Origin of the sequence: Aquella oligotrophica (genome assembly GCF_002892535.1) — a bacterium.
Classification (GTDB): Bacteria; Pseudomonadota; Gammaproteobacteria; order Burkholderiales; family UBA11063; genus Aquella; species Aquella oligotrophica.
In genome coordinates this window covers 269074-283736 of record NZ_CP024847.1, presented here as the reverse complement: position 1 = coordinate 283736, position 14663 = coordinate 269074, and the positions used below count along the sequence as shown (strand labels likewise).

General features: G+C 37.0%; 13 protein-coding genes. 10 read left to right on the top strand and 3 right to left on the bottom strand.

What is annotated here, in order from left to right:
* Positions 1-10 precede the first annotated feature (10 nt).
* Positions 11-1084 carry an L-threonine 3-dehydrogenase gene (gene tdh / locus CUN60_RS01310; protein ID WP_245866360.1) on the top strand — a complete coding sequence of 358 codons (1074 nt, stop codon included), beginning with the start codon at positions 11-13 and terminating at the stop codon, positions 1082-1084.
* Between the two features lie 68 nt (positions 1085-1152).
* Here the strand turns inward: tdh and CUN60_RS01305 are convergent, their stop codons facing one another.
* Together CUN60_RS01305 and CUN60_RS01300 are read right to left on the bottom strand one after the other, a co-directional pair.
* Entirely contained in the window at positions 1153-1569 is a 417-nt protein-coding gene (locus CUN60_RS01305) for a cell wall hydrolase (protein WP_102950296.1), read from the bottom strand.
* A 327-nt stretch (positions 1570-1896) separates the two neighbouring features.
* Positions 1897-2829, bottom strand: coding sequence for an RluA family pseudouridine synthase (locus CUN60_RS01300; RefSeq protein WP_102950295.1), 933 nt, complete (start codon positions 2827-2829; stop codon positions 1897-1899).
* Positions 2830-3408: 579 nt separating this feature from the next.
* Between CUN60_RS01300 and CUN60_RS01295 the strand changes: the two genes are divergently transcribed.
* Positions 3409-5910: an Rne/Rng family ribonuclease gene (locus CUN60_RS01295; RefSeq protein WP_102950294.1), complete on the top strand. Its 2502-nt coding sequence runs from the start codon at positions 3409-3411 to the stop codon at positions 5908-5910.
* Positions 5911-5970: 60 nt separating this feature from the next.
* The gene (locus CUN60_RS01290; RefSeq protein WP_222593280.1) at positions 5971-7356 is read left to right on the top strand and encodes an L-serine ammonia-lyase; all 1386 of its coding nucleotides are present in this window, start codon (positions 5971-5973) and stop codon (positions 7354-7356) included.
* 99 nt (positions 7357-7455) lie between these two features.
* Here the strand turns inward: CUN60_RS01290 and CUN60_RS01285 are convergent, their stop codons facing one another.
* A complete protein-coding gene (locus CUN60_RS01285; protein WP_158649233.1) occupies positions 7456-8907 on the bottom strand; it encodes a lytic transglycosylase domain-containing protein in 1452 nt (483 codons plus the stop codon).
* A gap of 133 nt (positions 8908-9040) precedes the next feature.
* Here CUN60_RS01285 and wrbA point away from each other — a divergent pair, with 133 nt between their 5' ends.
* The 7 genes from wrbA (at position 9041) to CUN60_RS01255 (ending at position 14651) form a co-directional block, all read left to right on the top strand.
* Entirely contained in the window at positions 9041-9640 is a 600-nt protein-coding gene (wrbA, locus tag CUN60_RS01280) for an NAD(P)H:quinone oxidoreductase (protein ID WP_102950291.1), read from the top strand.
* An 11-nt stretch (positions 9641-9651) separates the two neighbouring features.
* Positions 9652-10398 (top strand): electron transfer flavoprotein subunit beta/FixA family protein, encoded by a 747-nt coding sequence (locus CUN60_RS01275; protein ID WP_102950290.1) that lies wholly within the window; start codon positions 9652-9654, stop codon positions 10396-10398.
* On the top strand, positions 10399-11328 hold the full coding sequence (locus tag CUN60_RS01270) for an electron transfer flavoprotein subunit alpha/FixB family protein (protein WP_102950289.1): 930 nt from the start codon (positions 10399-10401) through the stop codon (positions 11326-11328).
* Positions 11329-11345: 17 nt separating this feature from the next.
* Positions 11346-11528 carry a zinc-finger domain-containing protein gene (locus CUN60_RS01265; RefSeq protein ID WP_102950288.1) on the top strand — a complete coding sequence of 61 codons (183 nt, stop codon included), beginning with the start codon at positions 11346-11348 and terminating at the stop codon, positions 11526-11528.
* A 4-nt stretch (positions 11529-11532) separates the two neighbouring features.
* The gene (waaF, locus tag CUN60_RS01260) at positions 11533-12558 is read left to right on the top strand and encodes a lipopolysaccharide heptosyltransferase II (protein ID WP_245866359.1); all 1026 of its coding nucleotides are present in this window, start codon (positions 11533-11535) and stop codon (positions 12556-12558) included.
* A gap of 155 nt (positions 12559-12713) precedes the next feature.
* Positions 12714-12875: a hypothetical protein gene (locus CUN60_RS12830; RefSeq protein ID WP_158649232.1), complete on the top strand. Its 162-nt coding sequence runs from the start codon at positions 12714-12716 to the stop codon at positions 12873-12875.
* Positions 12876-12905: 30 nt separating this feature from the next.
* Complete coding sequence (locus CUN60_RS01255) at positions 12906-14651, top strand: M61 family metallopeptidase (protein ID WP_102950287.1); 1746 nt, start codon at positions 12906-12908, stop codon at positions 14649-14651.
* The last annotated feature ends 12 nt before the right edge of the window (positions 14652-14663 follow it).

The window sequence follows — 14663 nt, the reverse complement described above, 5'->3', positions numbered from 1 at the left end:
AATATATAGAATGACAACAACAATGAAAGCACTGATTAAAGAGCGTCCAGAGCCGGGTATTTGGATGGGAGAGGTTGAGAAACCTACCATTCGTGAAGATGAGGTTTTGATTAAGATTAAAAAAACTGCTATTTGTGGTACTGATTTACATATTTATAAATGGGATGCTTGGGCTCAGGCAACTATTCCGACTCCAATGCATGTTGGACATGAGTTTGTTGGTGAGATCGTCGAAATTGGTAAGAATGTTCGTCAAAGAAATCTTCAAATCGGTGATCGGGTATCCGGTGAGGGGCATATTGTTTGCGGAACTTGTCGTAACTGTCGTGCTGGACATTTCCATCTTTGCCCAAATACTATTGGTGTAGGTGTAAATCGTCCCGGTTGTTTTGGTGAGTATCTTGCTATTCCTGCATTTAATGTATTTAAATTGCCAGATTATGTTTCTGATGATATCGCAAGTATGCTTGACCCATTTGGTAATGCGGCCCATACAGCGCTTTCTTTTGATCTGATTGGTGAAGATGTCTTAATTACCGGTGCAGGTCCGATTGGTTGTATGGCGGTCGCAATTTGTAAAAAAGTTGGTGCTAAAAACGTAGTGATTACCGATGTTAACGACTACCGTCTTGAATTAGCTAAAAAAATGGGAGCAGATGCTGCGGTTAATGTTAGCGATTGTAAAAATGCAGAACAGATTGATGCTAAACTGCGTGGTGTAATGCGAGATCTTAATATGGAAGAAGGTTTTGATGTCGGTCTTGAAATGTCTGGGATTGAAGATGCCATTCACTCAATGATTGATTTAATGATTAATGGCGGTAAAATTGCCATGCTTGGGATCTCTTCCAAGCCAGTAGCACTTGACTGGAATAAGGTTGTATTCAAAAGCCTATACTTGAAAGGTGTTTATGGACGTGAAATGTTTGAAACCTGGTATAAAATGGTCTCACTAGTTAAGTCAGGACTTGATGTAACTCCAGTAATTACTCACGTAATGCCGATTCAGGAGTACTCTAAAGGCTTTGAATTAATGAAATCTGGGAATTGTGGAAAAGTTATCCTTGATTGGACTACTCTGTAATTCTCAAATCTAGCTGATGTATAAAAAACCTGAGATTTTTCTCAGGTTTTTTATACATCATAACAAAACTATGCGTTATAAAATATAAAATTCTTGGTTTTATATGCAACTTGCATACGTTGTGCCCATTTTGGCTGGGAAATAGACTTATCATAATAATGTGTCATACTATCAGATATCTTAAGTTTACTACTATTATCTTCAGATTTATTTACATTATCAAAAGCACGAATCAGCTGTGCTGTATCATTTAATTTATAATAAGCAATCATATCGCTATAATTCTTAAATTTCAATTTTTTAGGAGTTGTATTTGTCCAGCTAAACTGGTTTTTTGCAAAAATAACATTACACGCATCCTGATTGGTATCGTGCATGCGGTTAACAACAACTCTATTAATTAGTTGACATTCTGTATCAGAGGCACTACGGCACTCTTTATATAAGTTAATTGCCATGCATAAACTCGCCGTGACTACTAACATAAACTTTCTCCTTTTAAGGGATAGACTAAGATTGAATTCCTTTTTTTAACAGTCTATACGTTTTTGCTTTACAAACAGTGTAAGCTTTCTGGTAAGGGCGTATTATTACACAAGTAATTTTATTTGTCAACCGCACCATTACACATAACATATTGATTTGATTTATTTAAAATTAGGTTTTTGCAAACAAAAAATCATTTTTTCTGGCTTTTTAGTTGTATCATTTATTTTCAACCGTTTCATTAATTCAAATAATTAATCATTAACGCAGTATAAAACAACAAATAAAGTGCGCAAAAATATTTTTTTGCGATTTTTTAACATCCCCTACTCTTTAAGCTTGTTAATAAAGGACTGTAGCGTATCTGGCAATGGGGAGTTAATTTCGATAATTTTTTCTTCTATAGGGTGCGTAAATTTAATATGATAGGCATGAAGAAACATTCTTTTCAAACCTCGCTTAGAAAATAAATCATTTGCTGAAAAATCGCCATACTTCTCGTCCCCCGCTATAGGAAATCCAATTGACTGCAAATGTAGTCTGATTTGATGAGTTTTTCCAGTTTGTAGGCTAGCACTAACTAAAGTAAACCCATCAAACCTTTCCTTAACTGTAAAAATTGTATGTGCAAATTGACCATTTTCATGATCAACCCGGACTTTTCGCTCCCCCGTCTTAGTTGTATATTTATATATTGGTAATTTCACATTTCTTTTATTATCTGGAATAACACCTACACTTAAAGCATAATACTCCTTCAACATCAAATTATTTTTCATAAGCTCTTGTAGCTTTACTAGTGCAGTTCTTTTCTTTGCTAAAATCAGAATCCCGGAAGTCCCCCTATCTAACCGATGTGCCAATTCAAGGAACTTATAGTTTAGATTTTGTCTAAGCTGTTCAATTACACCAAATGAAACACCACTTCCACCATGACAGGCAGTTCCTGCGGGTTTATCAATTATCAGATAGTAGTCATCTTCAAATAAAGCAGGGAAAGTGGTTTTTGGAATATTAATCTTTTCTTCAATACTGGCAACTCTAATTGGTGGAATCCTTACGATATCACCTATTTTTACCTTTGAACTTACTTCAGCTCTAGATTTATTTAATCTCACTTCGCCACTTCTAATTATTCTATAAATATGACTTTTAGGAACTCCTTTTAATATCTTGATCAACAAATTATCTAGTCGCTGATTATCCTCATTCTCGGTAACATTATAAAAATTTACCTGATTTGTGCTTATTTCATTCATTAGAAAGTCCATTTTAGTTTATAATTATAGATTGATTTATACTTGGCGTAATTGTAACTTATTTTTAACCTAAAAGTAGTCATGTTCCAGTTAGACCCAACTGGTTGTTATCAATAAGAGTTAGAGCTTCAATGCGGTGGAGATATGCAATTGTACATTGGCAAGATTACAAATTACCAGTTTAAATCATCTGAATTAAATTTTATTAAATATGTTAACTGATAAGCCATTAAGCTTGTTTATTATTTTAATCATATGTCAAACTGATAAATATGATTGGCAGCGAAGTTGAATATTATCAACCAGCCGCTATTATGTATAACTAATTTATTAAGTGATTTAAATATGAAATATAAAACCAAATACATTTTTACGACAAACATGATTGTCCGTTAGAAAGTAAATTTGATTAGCTGTTAATCCAGCTACATCGCTAACATACGGAAGATTCCAGTATGATTTGAGAATCAGAGGATAGTTGTTACCTATTAAACTACCCCCTGTAATCAAGCGCTTTGGTCTAGTATGTTTAAAATAGACAAGTGAAATGGCTTAATTGGTAAAAGGATCTAATTAAGCATGAAAAGGATGTTATTTAATGCGACTTATGCTGAAGAGCTTAGGGTCGCAACTGTCGATGGACAGCGATTAATCAATTTTGATATTGAAACAAGCAGCAAGGAGCAGCGACGTGGAAATATCTATAAAGGCGTTGTGACCCGTGTTGAACCTTCACTTGAAGCGTGTTTCGTTGACTATGGTACGGAAAAGCAAGGGTTTTTGCCGTTTAAGGAAATTGATTTCCGCTATTTACCAGAAGTAAATGGACAGCGCGGACGCGACTTTACCAAACTGCCAGAAGGAACAGAACTAATTGTTCAGGTAGAAAAAGATGAACGCGGTAATAAAGGGGCGGCCCTAACCAGCTATATTACTTTACCTGGACGTTATTTGGTATTAATGCCAAATAATTCACGTGCAGGTGGTATTTCTAGACGAATTGAGGGCGATGATCGAGACGAATTAAAATCCTTAATGAGCCAACTTGAAGTCCCACAAGGAATGAGCGTTATTCTTCGAACTGCTGCACTAGGAAGAGTGGTAGAAGAGCTGCAATGGGACTTAAGCTATCTGCTCAAATTGTGGAGTGCAATAAAAACAGCGGCCACAGAACAAAAAGGATCATTTCTGATATATCAGGAAAGCAGTCTAGTAATTCGTTCTATCCGTGATCACTTTAGCCCAGATATAACTGAAGTCTTGATTGATACAGAGGAAGTCTATAACCAGGCACGCCAATTCATGGCTCATGTAATGCCAAATTATGCTGAGCGTATTAAATTTTATCGTGATGATGTACCATTGTTTTCAAGATTCCAAATTGAACATCAAATTGAGTCTGTCTATTCACGGGCTGTACATTTACCATCTGGCGGCTCAATAGTTATTGACCATACTGAAGCGTTAACTGCTGTTGATGTAAATTCGGCAAAAGCGAATAAGGGTGCAGACATTGAAACTACGGCACTAATGACTAATCTTGAGGCAGCGGAAGAGGTTGCCAGACAATTACGCTTGCGTGACTTAGGAGGGCTGGTTGTAGTTGACTTTATTGATATGGAAAACCCGCGCAATCAGCGAGATCTGGAAAACCATTTCAAACTGCAACTAGGGTTAGACCGGGCACGTATTCAAATGGGTAAACTATCCAAATTCGGTTTACTTGAATTATCACGACAACGCCTACAATCCTCACTTGACGAATCAAGCTCAATTGCTTGTCCACGTTGTGCTGGAGTTGGAACAATACGTGGGATTGAGTCAAGCTCACTACATATTTTGCGAATTATTCAGGAAGAAGCTGTAAAGAATGGTAATCACCTATCCGCATTACATGTTCAATTACCTGTAGATGTAGCAACTTATCTTTTAAACGAACGTCGGGATGATGTTGCAAAAATAGAAGCTCGAATGAAAGTCAAAATCGTACTTATTCCAAATGTACATCTTAATTCGCCTCACTACCGGATTAAAAAACTTTCTCATGATGGCTATGACAGTAACTTCAATAAGTCCAGCTATAATCTGGTGGAAGTACCAGAAGAAACCCCAAGTTACAAGGCTGCTAGTAATCGATTAGATGCCAATGCAAGTAAACAACCAGTGGTACAAGGCATTCAGCAAACATTACCAGCTCCGGTTATTGAACCACGTAAGTCAAAATCTCTTTTTGGTCACCTAGTTAAGAAAATTGGTGAATTATTTGCAGCTAAACCAGAAACCGCTAAAACTACAGCAAATAAATCTCCGCGGAATCGCACATCAGCAAGTACCCAAAGAAATAATAATTACCGCCAACGCGATGGAGCACGGGGCGAAAAAAACTCAAATACTCAACGTGAGCCTCGGACTGAACAAATAACAATTGATGGTCAAAAGGTTCGTCCAGTTGCAGTAAATAAAAGTAATGATAAGATACAAACTGTGCGCCCGTCACAGCCAAATGCGTTTGTAAAAGCTGAAAATAAGATGGAAATTTCGATCAAACCAGAACGAAATACAGAGAAAACAGCTCGCCCGGAAAAAACTGAGCGAAACCGTAATAATCAGCGGAATAATACAAAGCAAAATAATATCGAAAGAAAAGAGATAGTCGCGCAGTCTGCATATAGCCCTAAAGCTTCTGCAAGTCAGCCGATAAAGGCTAAGTTAGTTCCGGAAGAGGGATTAAATATTGCCAATAAAACTTCTTCACCTCAAACAATTTTTGCGGCAAGTGCATCTGGCGCGGTAGTTGCTACCGTCATTGCAAGCCCAATAATTGCTGATTTAAAAGAGGCTAAAGACGCAATTAAAATAGAAATAAATTCTGAGCCAATTAAAGTTGATCCGCCAATTTATACTCTGGAGCCAGTTGAACTTGGAGGTTTAGAGTTAGTTTCTACCAAAGAAGAGTTACTCACGGTTGAAACACCACAAATTGCTGAAATAAAGGTTACCCGTTTTAGTGACATTGTAATTGAAGAAAAAGTTGTAGATCCCAATATAGTCTATCAACAGGTTGAAACTCGTTCATCATAATTTGGAAGGCACCAGTAATGGTGCCATTTTTTATGCTGCATAGCACAAGGGGAGATCATTATGTTAAGTCCATTAGATATGTTCGCAATAGGAGTAGGTCCATCCAGTTCTCACACGGTAGGCCCAATGAAGGCCGGGCTAGAATTTGCCCAAAGCCTTGAAAAAAACAAAGTATTACATCAAGTTGCCAGCTTGAAAGCTCATTTATATGGTTCACTTGCATTAACTGGAGAAGGACACGGTACTTTTCTTGCTGTTCTAAATGGTTTATCTGGACAACATCCTAAAACTATTGATCCAGATACCATCTATTCTAGAGTCGATGAAATAAAAAGAAATAATCAATTAAATCTTAATGATAAACATAGGATTACATTTAATTATGATAATGATTTACTAATTCACAAAGATCAATTTTTACCTGAACATGCCAATGGTATGAAATTTATTGCATTGGATGCAAACGGGAATTTAATTCTTGAGGAAGAGTATTTCTCAATTGGTGGTGGTTTTATCCTTAATAAGGAACAAATTAAAAATCGCAAAGAGAGTGAAGGTAATAGCGATGAAGTGGCTCAAGTGCCCTACCCATTTCATAATGCGCAAGAATTATTTACCCATTGCCAAAAAAACAATCTTAGCGTAGCCGATGTTGTATTAGCAAATGAGATAATTAATAAATCAAAGGAGCAAGTTTATGCTGAAGCTCTTGAAATTGCAGAAGTAATGCGCTATTCAATAAAAAGAGGAATTTTACATGATGGTATTTTGCCCGGCGGACTTAATGTTAAAAGAAGAGCTCCTCAACTATATTCTAAACTAATAAAAAATGATCTTAACCTAGTCTCTGATCAAGATCGCCGACTCCTTGCTATGACTTATGCCATAGCAGTAAATGAGGAAAATGCATCATTTAGTCGAGTGGTTACCGCTCCAACCAATGGTTCTGCAGGAACAATTCCCGGAGTATTGGAATATTACCGAAACTTCTATCTTGGAGTTACTGATGATAAAATTGTTGAATTTATATTAACTGCTGGAGCAATTGGGAATTTGTATAAATATGGTGCTTCAATTTCTGCCGCTGAGGTTGGATGCCAAGGCGAAATAGGCGTCGCCTGCTCAATGGCAGCTGGAGCACTAACTGCTGTATTGGGGGGTAACTGTTTGCAAGTAGAAAAGGCTGCAGAAATTGCAATGGAACACTGCCTAGGAATGACTTGTGACCCAATCAATGGATTAGTTCAGATTCCTTGTATTGAACGAAATGGGGTTGCCGCCAGTAAAGCCATAGATATCGCAAAATTATCACTACTTGAAAATGAACCAGGTAAAGTTAGTCTAGATGCAGTTATTCATACAATGATGCAAACTGGGCGGGATATGAGTACCCGCTATAAAGAAACAGCATTGGCTGGATTAGCAGTAAATGTGGTAGAGTGCTAATTATACTAATACAAAATCTTGAAGCCTTGATTACCAAAGTTAAACCAAGGCTCTATTCTAATAATTATACCTCCAACGATCTGAAAGAAGCTCAAAGTACTACGACTTCATTTGTGGTTGACTACTACGAATCTTAAGTACCTGATTAAGCTTTACAGTGTTATCGGTTAACTGATTATCAGACTTTATATTTTCTACAGGTATTGAAAATTTCCTAGCAATTGAATATAGTGTATCTCCTGAGACAACGGTATAATTAATAAAGTTAGAGTTATTAGTTTCTCCTGCGGCAACTGCTGTATTGGCAACTTTTACCGTGTTCATTTGATTGTTATCATTTAATAAATCATTGATTTGTACTTGAGGTTCTTTAATGGTAGAAGTATTTGATTTGCTATTGTCGTTATTGCTAATGGCAACAGTAGCAGTAGTAGTTGCTCCTACTGCGGCAGTTGTACTATTATTTACGGTAGTATTTGTAGCTGCTGATGTGGTGCTATTGTCGCTAAAGTTATTTGCGAGCTGATTTATACCATCTGGCTGTGAAGGAGTAGCGTTTATATTATTTGCAGGTGCTTGATTTAAATCAATTGCTGCCATTTGTGCCGCATTATCATCTACTACTGGTGGAACAACTGACTGTTGCGGATTTTTCCCAATGCTTGCTAGATAAGTATTCTGATTATTTAAAGGTAATAACACACGTTGACTTTGATTTGCTACATAGCTATTGGAGGCAAATTGCGGATTAAGTTTTTTAAATTGATCGGGTGAAACACTTGCCGTCGAGATAATATCATTTAATGAGGTTGGTACTGGTGGCTGGATAATCCCAAAGTAAGGGGAGTTGTTTAGATTGGTTAATTTAATGCCAAACTTATCTGGATTCTGAATAATGTTTGCTAAAGCAATTACTTTTGGCACGTATTGTCTCGTTACATCGCGGACATCAAGATCATAGAAGTTTTTGCTACCACTACTGGTCATGGCATTATAAATATTCCCTTCACCCCAGTTATAAGCAGCAATAGCCAATTCCCAACTACCAAACATATCGTGTAGATAGATTAGATAAGTAATCGCGGCCCGTGTTGATTTAACAATATCTTTGCGCTCATCAATATCGGAGTTTTGGGTCATACCAAAGCGTTTTCCTGAGCTAGATACAAACTGCCACATACCTGTTGAGATCGCCGCTGGAGATACTGCCTGTGGGTTATAGGTACTTTCGACAATAGGTATTAACGCCAACTCGGTAGGAACACCACGCCGCTCCATTTCACTAACAACGAAATAAAGATAGGGTGCTGCATTCTGCATGATTATATTGAAATATTTAGGGCTACCATAACGTTTCTCCCAGTATTTTACCTCCTTAGTTTCGGTGTGATCTAATTTAAAACCATCACGCATCCGATCCCATAGATTGGCTTCATTCCGTGCGGAAAGATTATTTTGTTGCTGTAGCTGATCTTGTGTTAGTGCATCATCTGCATTTACCTGAACAAATCCACAACCAGCAAACATAAGGTATAAGGCAAGTTTTTTCATAAGTAAATAAATACATCTCATTGCTGGCTTTCAGTTATATAAGCTGAAAGCATTCAATTTTTTGGTATAATAACGATCTTAATATTGTAACTCAACTGTCACTAAGTTGGCAAGTAAATTAATAGAAATTAGTATGAATAAAGAGATTTTGGTCTTATATTATAGCCGTTACGGGGCAACAAAACAACTTGCAACACTAATTGCACGTGGTATCGAGAGTGTAGCTGGGATTAGTGCCAGAATCCGCACTGTCCCGGCAGTATCAAGAGTTTGTGAGAAGGTTGCCGATGAGATTCCTGAGTCTGGTCATCCATATGTCGAAAATAAAGATTTGCAGGAATGTATCGGTCTAGCTCTTGGTTCTCCGGTTCGTTTTGGTAATATGTCTGCTAATATGAAACATTTCTGGGATGGGACGTCTCCTGAATGGCTTGCTGGTGTATTATCTGGTAAACCAGCTTGTGTTTTTACTTCTAGTAGTTCGCTACATGGTGGGCAGGAAGCTTGCTTATTATCAATGATGATTCCGCTAATGCATCATGGGATGATTATTGTGGGCTTACCATACTCAAATCAGGAACTATTGACAACCAAAACTGGAGGTACTCCGTATGGAGTAAGTCATCTTGCTGGGATTAATTCAGATTTACAGTTAAGTGAAGAAGAAAGTAAGCTTGCGTTTGCCCAAGGCAAACATTTGGCAGAAATAGCCCTCAAGCTTACGACAAATTAGAAGGATTATTGATGAAGATATTAGTATGCGCAAAGCGAGTGGTTGATCCGAATGTAAAGGTTCGAGTCAAAGCTGATCATAGTGATGTAGATATTGAACATAGCAAGATGTCACTAAACCCATTTGACGAAAATGCGATTGAAGAAGCTGTTAAAATGAAAGAAGCGGGCAAGGCAAGTGAAATTATCGCAGTTTCAATTGGTTCTCTTAAATGTGAAGATACCTTAAGAACGGCACTTGCGCGCGGTTGCGATCGAGCAATTTTGGTTGAAACGGCTGAAAATTATGAGCCAGTTAATATTGCTAAGATATTAAAAGCAATTTATCAGAAAGAGCAGCCAAATCTTATCATGCTTGGTAAGCAGGCAATTGATGATGATGCGAATCAGGTTACACAGATGCTTGCTGGGATGCTTGATTTACCACAAGCAACCTTTGCATCTAAAGTTGAAATAGCGGATAATGCACTAGTAATCCGCCGTGAAGTTGATGGTGGTACTGAAACTGTTAAGGTTAATCTACCTGCGGTAGTAAGTGCCGACTTATACTTAAATGAACCACGATTCATCAAATTACCACAACTTATGCAGGCTAAGAAAAAGCCAATCGAAAAAGTTGCAGTGACAGAGCTTGGCTTAGAACTTACCCGTCGTAGTCGTCTAATTAAAGTATATGATGGTGAAGTCAAGAAACAATGTAAACAGCTAGCTTCTATCGATGAATTGATAAATGTAATAAAAGCTGGGCAGGAGGCGTAAATGAGGGTTTTAGTCATAGGTCATGCGACGGCTAATCAGCTTAGTGATAGTATTTTAAATGTTTTAGGTGCTGCGACTAATTTAAACACTAAAGTAGATGTGTTAATCATTGGTAAAGCGGATATTACTGAAATAGCAAGTCTTGCCTGTATCGCAAAAATTATTCATCTTTCCGATGTCTCAGTAGAGCAGATGCAATCAGCATTTTTGGCAAAATCATTAGCTCAGATTATTAAGTCTTATACACATGTTTTAACTGCTGCTGATAGTGCAGGTAAAGATTTATTGCCGAGGATTGCCGGGATTCTTGAATTAAGCCAGATCAGTGAGGTTATCGGCATTATTTCACCAAATATGTTTAAACGCCCAATGTATGCAGGGAATGTTGTAGCTGAAGTTGAGTCATTTGAAGATATAAAATTACTTACAATTCGGACAACAAGCTTTGCTAAATATACTGAAACAGGAGCGGGTGCGAGTATTGAAGAAAAATCGGGTTTAGTCGAAATTAATCCTACAACTAGTTTCATTAGTCAGGATATAATTCATAGTGATACTATTGATTTGGCTCATGCCAAAATAGTTGTAACTGGTGGTCGCTCGCTTGGTTCAAAAGAAAATTTTGATGACTTAATACACACTCTTGCGCTAAAACTTGGCGCTGCTGTTGGTGCATCGCGAGCTGCTGTTGAGGCAGGTTATGCTCCGAATGACTGTCAGGTTGGGCAAACTGGTAAAGTAGTTGCGCCGACATTATATCTGGCAATTGGTATTTCTGGCGCGGTACAGCATATTGCCGGGATGAAGGATTCTAAGACTGTAGTAGCAATTAATCTTGATCCAAACGCACAGATTTTTGAGTATTCAGATTATGGATTGGTTGCTGACTTATTTGAAGTTGTTCCGCAACTAGTAGCTGCTTTATCATAAATTTTGAGGATAATTAAATGTTACATGAAAACACAAAAAAACATATCGAGATAGCGGAAAAAGATTTGCCATTACATTGTCCAATGCCGGATATGGTTAGCTGGAATTCTCATCCGCGAGTATTTCTTGAAATAGAAAAAGAACCAAATCAAGAGATTATTTGCCCTTATTGTTCAACCAAATATAAATTAGTAAAATAAAATTGTGGCACGAAAACCGCTGAAAGTACTGATTATTGCGCCTTCTTGGGTCGGCGATATGGTAATGAGCCAGACATTACTTAAACAGCTAAAGTCTAAATACGGAGACGAGACAGTAATTGATGTTTTGGTAAACTCTTGGGCAAAAGATGTTGTTAAACGAATGCCTGAAGTAAATCAGGTACATTGCAATCCATTTGCCCATGGTGAACTTGGCTTATTAAAGCGGTTTCAACTTGGGCGGCAATTAGCATCTTTTGCTTATGATCAAGCATATGTTTTACCTAATTCCTTAAAGTCAGCATTAATTCCTTTTTTTGCTAGAATTAGTGAGCGGATTGGCTTTATTGGTGAAATGCGTTATGGTTTATTAAATACCGCCTATAAGCTCGATAAAACCAAGCTACCCTTGATGATAGATCGTTTCTGCGCTCTAGCAAATAATGGACAAAAGCCAGTACAGATAGACTATCCTAACTTTACAGCGGATTTAAATAATCAGGCTAATGTTCTGAAGTCACTTGCACTTGGTCTTGAAAAACCAGTAATTTGTCTTTGCCCAGCAGCCGAATATGGTCCAGCAAAACGTTGGCCTACTGAGCATTTTGCTAGCCTTGCTGATCTGCTACAAACAGCTGGTTATCAGGTGTGGGTAATGGGTTCGGCAAAAGATGCTGATATCTCAGCAAAAATTATGGAAGAAGCTAAACTAAAAGCCAATTTGCATGATTTATGTGGCAAGACCAATCTGGTTGATGTTATTGACTTACTTGCTGCGGCTAAAGTTGTAGTAAGTAATGATTCAGGTCTAATGCATGTAGCATGTGCTGTAAATGTCCCTGTTATTGCAATTTATGGTTCTTCTTCACCCGGATTTACTCCGCCTTTATCAGATAAAGCTCAAATCATAAAACTTGATCTGGAATGTTCGCCATGTTTTGAACGTACCTGTAAGTTTAATCATTATAATTGTTTACAGGAAATAACCCCCTCCCAAATATTTGATGCTATAGTACTTCCAAACAGCTAATTAAAAACTGTGCTATTAAACCTTATGAAGCTAGATTTTTAATTAATTGTGATTAGCTGACTTCAAAATACGATAAAATATACCAATAAGCTTTTAAGAAAGTAGTAGTTACTTATAAAAGTTCAAATAATTCATTTTTTATACAGGTAATGGGTATGATTAAGTCATGTTTATTGATTACTATGTTAATAACTTACGGAATACTAACGACTGGGTGTGCAAGTAGCAAAAATCCAGATGGTGGTTTTATTCCCGCTAGTTATGACGTCCCCATCGATCTTGATGTACAAAATCAGCAAAATTCTCCAAATTTATAATATCAATTACTAATATTTCAGGAAACTACCATGGCAATTACCTATCGGATTACTCCTCAGATAAATAATCATGTCTATAAAGTACACTTGAGTTTCACTGCTACCAGTGGACATCAGGAACTTAAACTTCCAGTTTGGATACCCGGCAGTTATATGGTAAGAGAATTTAGTAAGCAGATAATTAATGTTAATCCTATTAATACCAATCATGTTGTTAATCAGATAAATAAAAATACTTGGAATATCACTGGTCTTAATATTGGTTCTCTGGTTGAGCTTGAGTATCTGGTTTATGCTTATGAGTATGGTATAAGAACAGCATTTCTTGATTTTAATCGTGGCTATTTTAATCCAACCAGTGTTTGTCTAGCTGTTGCAGGAAATGAGGCATCTCCTCATACAGTAACCTTTGAGGAATTACCTGCTAATTGGCAAGTTGCAACTGGACTTAAAAATATTGCTGATACTAGTTATGTTGCTGCTAATTATGATGAATTGATTGATTCTCCATTTGAATTAGGTAAATTTGAGAGAATTACTTTCAATGTCGCTGGAGTTCCACATTATTTGGTACTTTCCGGGGTAATTCCCGAATTTGATCGTGAGCGCATAATTACAGATATGACAAAAGTTTGCGAATTTCAAATTAAAATGTTTGGTGGCGTTGCTCCATACGATGACTATACATTCATCTTAAACCTTAGTGGTGAAATCTATACTGGACTTGAACATCGTAATTCAACCCTCTTGATGGCACCATATTACGCGCTTCCTAACCTAGCAAAAACTAATGATACTGATTATCATAAATTAATGGGCTTAATTAGTCATGAGTTTTTTCACACGTGGAATGTCAAAAGAATCAAGCCCAAGGTATTTACTCCTTATGATTTAGATCAGGAAAATTATACCAAACTACTTTGGTGGTTTGAAGGTGTGACGTCATATTATGATGATTTAGTTCTTTATCGTACTGGAGTTATTACACAGGAACAGTATTTACAATTGATTGTTGATGCACTTAATAATGTGTATAAATTTGCTGGGGTTAAGTTACAGAGTCTTGCTAATAGCAGTCTTACCAGCTGGATCAAATATTATCGACAAGATGAAAATAGCCCCAATAGCATAGTTAGTTATTATGTTAAAGGATCGTTGGTTGCTTTATGTTTGGATCTGCTGATTCGTAAAGATTCTGCCCATAGCCTTGATGATGTCATGCTACATTTATATAAAGAATGGTGCGCTAATCCAATTGGCGTTGGTGAAAATGAGATTCCGCATTTGATTAAGGCTGCAACAGGCATTGATTTAAGTGATTTTATTCATTTAGCTACGGAAACGGTAGCTGATATTCCTTTTGCAGAAATATTTGCTGAATATGGTCTTGACTTGATTTCACTTCAGGCAGGTAGTCATCAAGATAGTGGAAAATATACTAAAGATAAACTGGAACAGAGTAACAGCAGTTTTAAAGCTGATTTAGGAATGAAGCTGGAGAAACAGGCTCATGGCTATCTAGTAAAAAATGTTTATAAAGACGCTAGCGGTGAGAAAAATGGCTTTGCGGCGGGAGATTTATTAATCGCTATTAATAATGTTAAATTAAGCAATTTAGAGCGGCAACTAGCATTTTATTCTTCTGGTGAAGTAGTGAAGATTAGTCTTTTCCGTCAGGAACAACTCCTTGAGATTAATCTGAAGCTTGAAGCGAGTAATGTTGGATTAATTAATCTGCGACTTATTAATAGCGAAAAACTTCTTAATTGGCTATGATTTATAGAGGAA

Coding starts and splice junctions, on each gene's coding strand:
- tdh (WP_245866360.1), top strand. CDS start 11: ATGACAACAACAATGAAAGCACTGATTAAAGAGCGTCCAGAGCCGGGT.
- CUN60_RS01305 (WP_102950296.1), bottom strand. CDS start 1,569: ATGTTAGTAGTCACGGCGAGTTTATGCATGGCAATTAACTTATATAAA.
- CUN60_RS01300 (WP_102950295.1), bottom strand. CDS start 2,829: ATGAATGAAATAAGCACAAATCAGGTAAATTTTTATAATGTTACCGAG.
- CUN60_RS01295 (WP_102950294.1), top strand. CDS start 3,409: ATGAAAAGGATGTTATTTAATGCGACTTATGCTGAAGAGCTTAGGGTC.
- CUN60_RS01290 (WP_222593280.1), top strand. CDS start 5,971: ATGTTAAGTCCATTAGATATGTTCGCAATAGGAGTAGGTCCATCCAGT.
- CUN60_RS01285 (WP_158649233.1), bottom strand. CDS start 8,907: ATGAAAAAACTTGCCTTATACCTTATGTTTGCTGGTTGTGGATTTGTT.
- wrbA (WP_102950291.1), top strand. CDS start 9,041: ATGAATAAAGAGATTTTGGTCTTATATTATAGCCGTTACGGGGCAACA.
- CUN60_RS01275 (WP_102950290.1), top strand. CDS start 9,652: ATGAAGATATTAGTATGCGCAAAGCGAGTGGTTGATCCGAATGTAAAG.
- CUN60_RS01270 (WP_102950289.1), top strand. CDS start 10,399: ATGAGGGTTTTAGTCATAGGTCATGCGACGGCTAATCAGCTTAGTGAT.
- CUN60_RS01265 (WP_102950288.1), top strand. CDS start 11,346: ATGTTACATGAAAACACAAAAAAACATATCGAGATAGCGGAAAAAGAT.
- CUN60_RS12830 (WP_158649232.1), top strand. CDS start 12,714: ATGATTAAGTCATGTTTATTGATTACTATGTTAATAACTTACGGAATA.
- CUN60_RS01255 (WP_102950287.1), top strand. CDS start 12,906: ATGGCAATTACCTATCGGATTACTCCTCAGATAAATAATCATGTCTAT.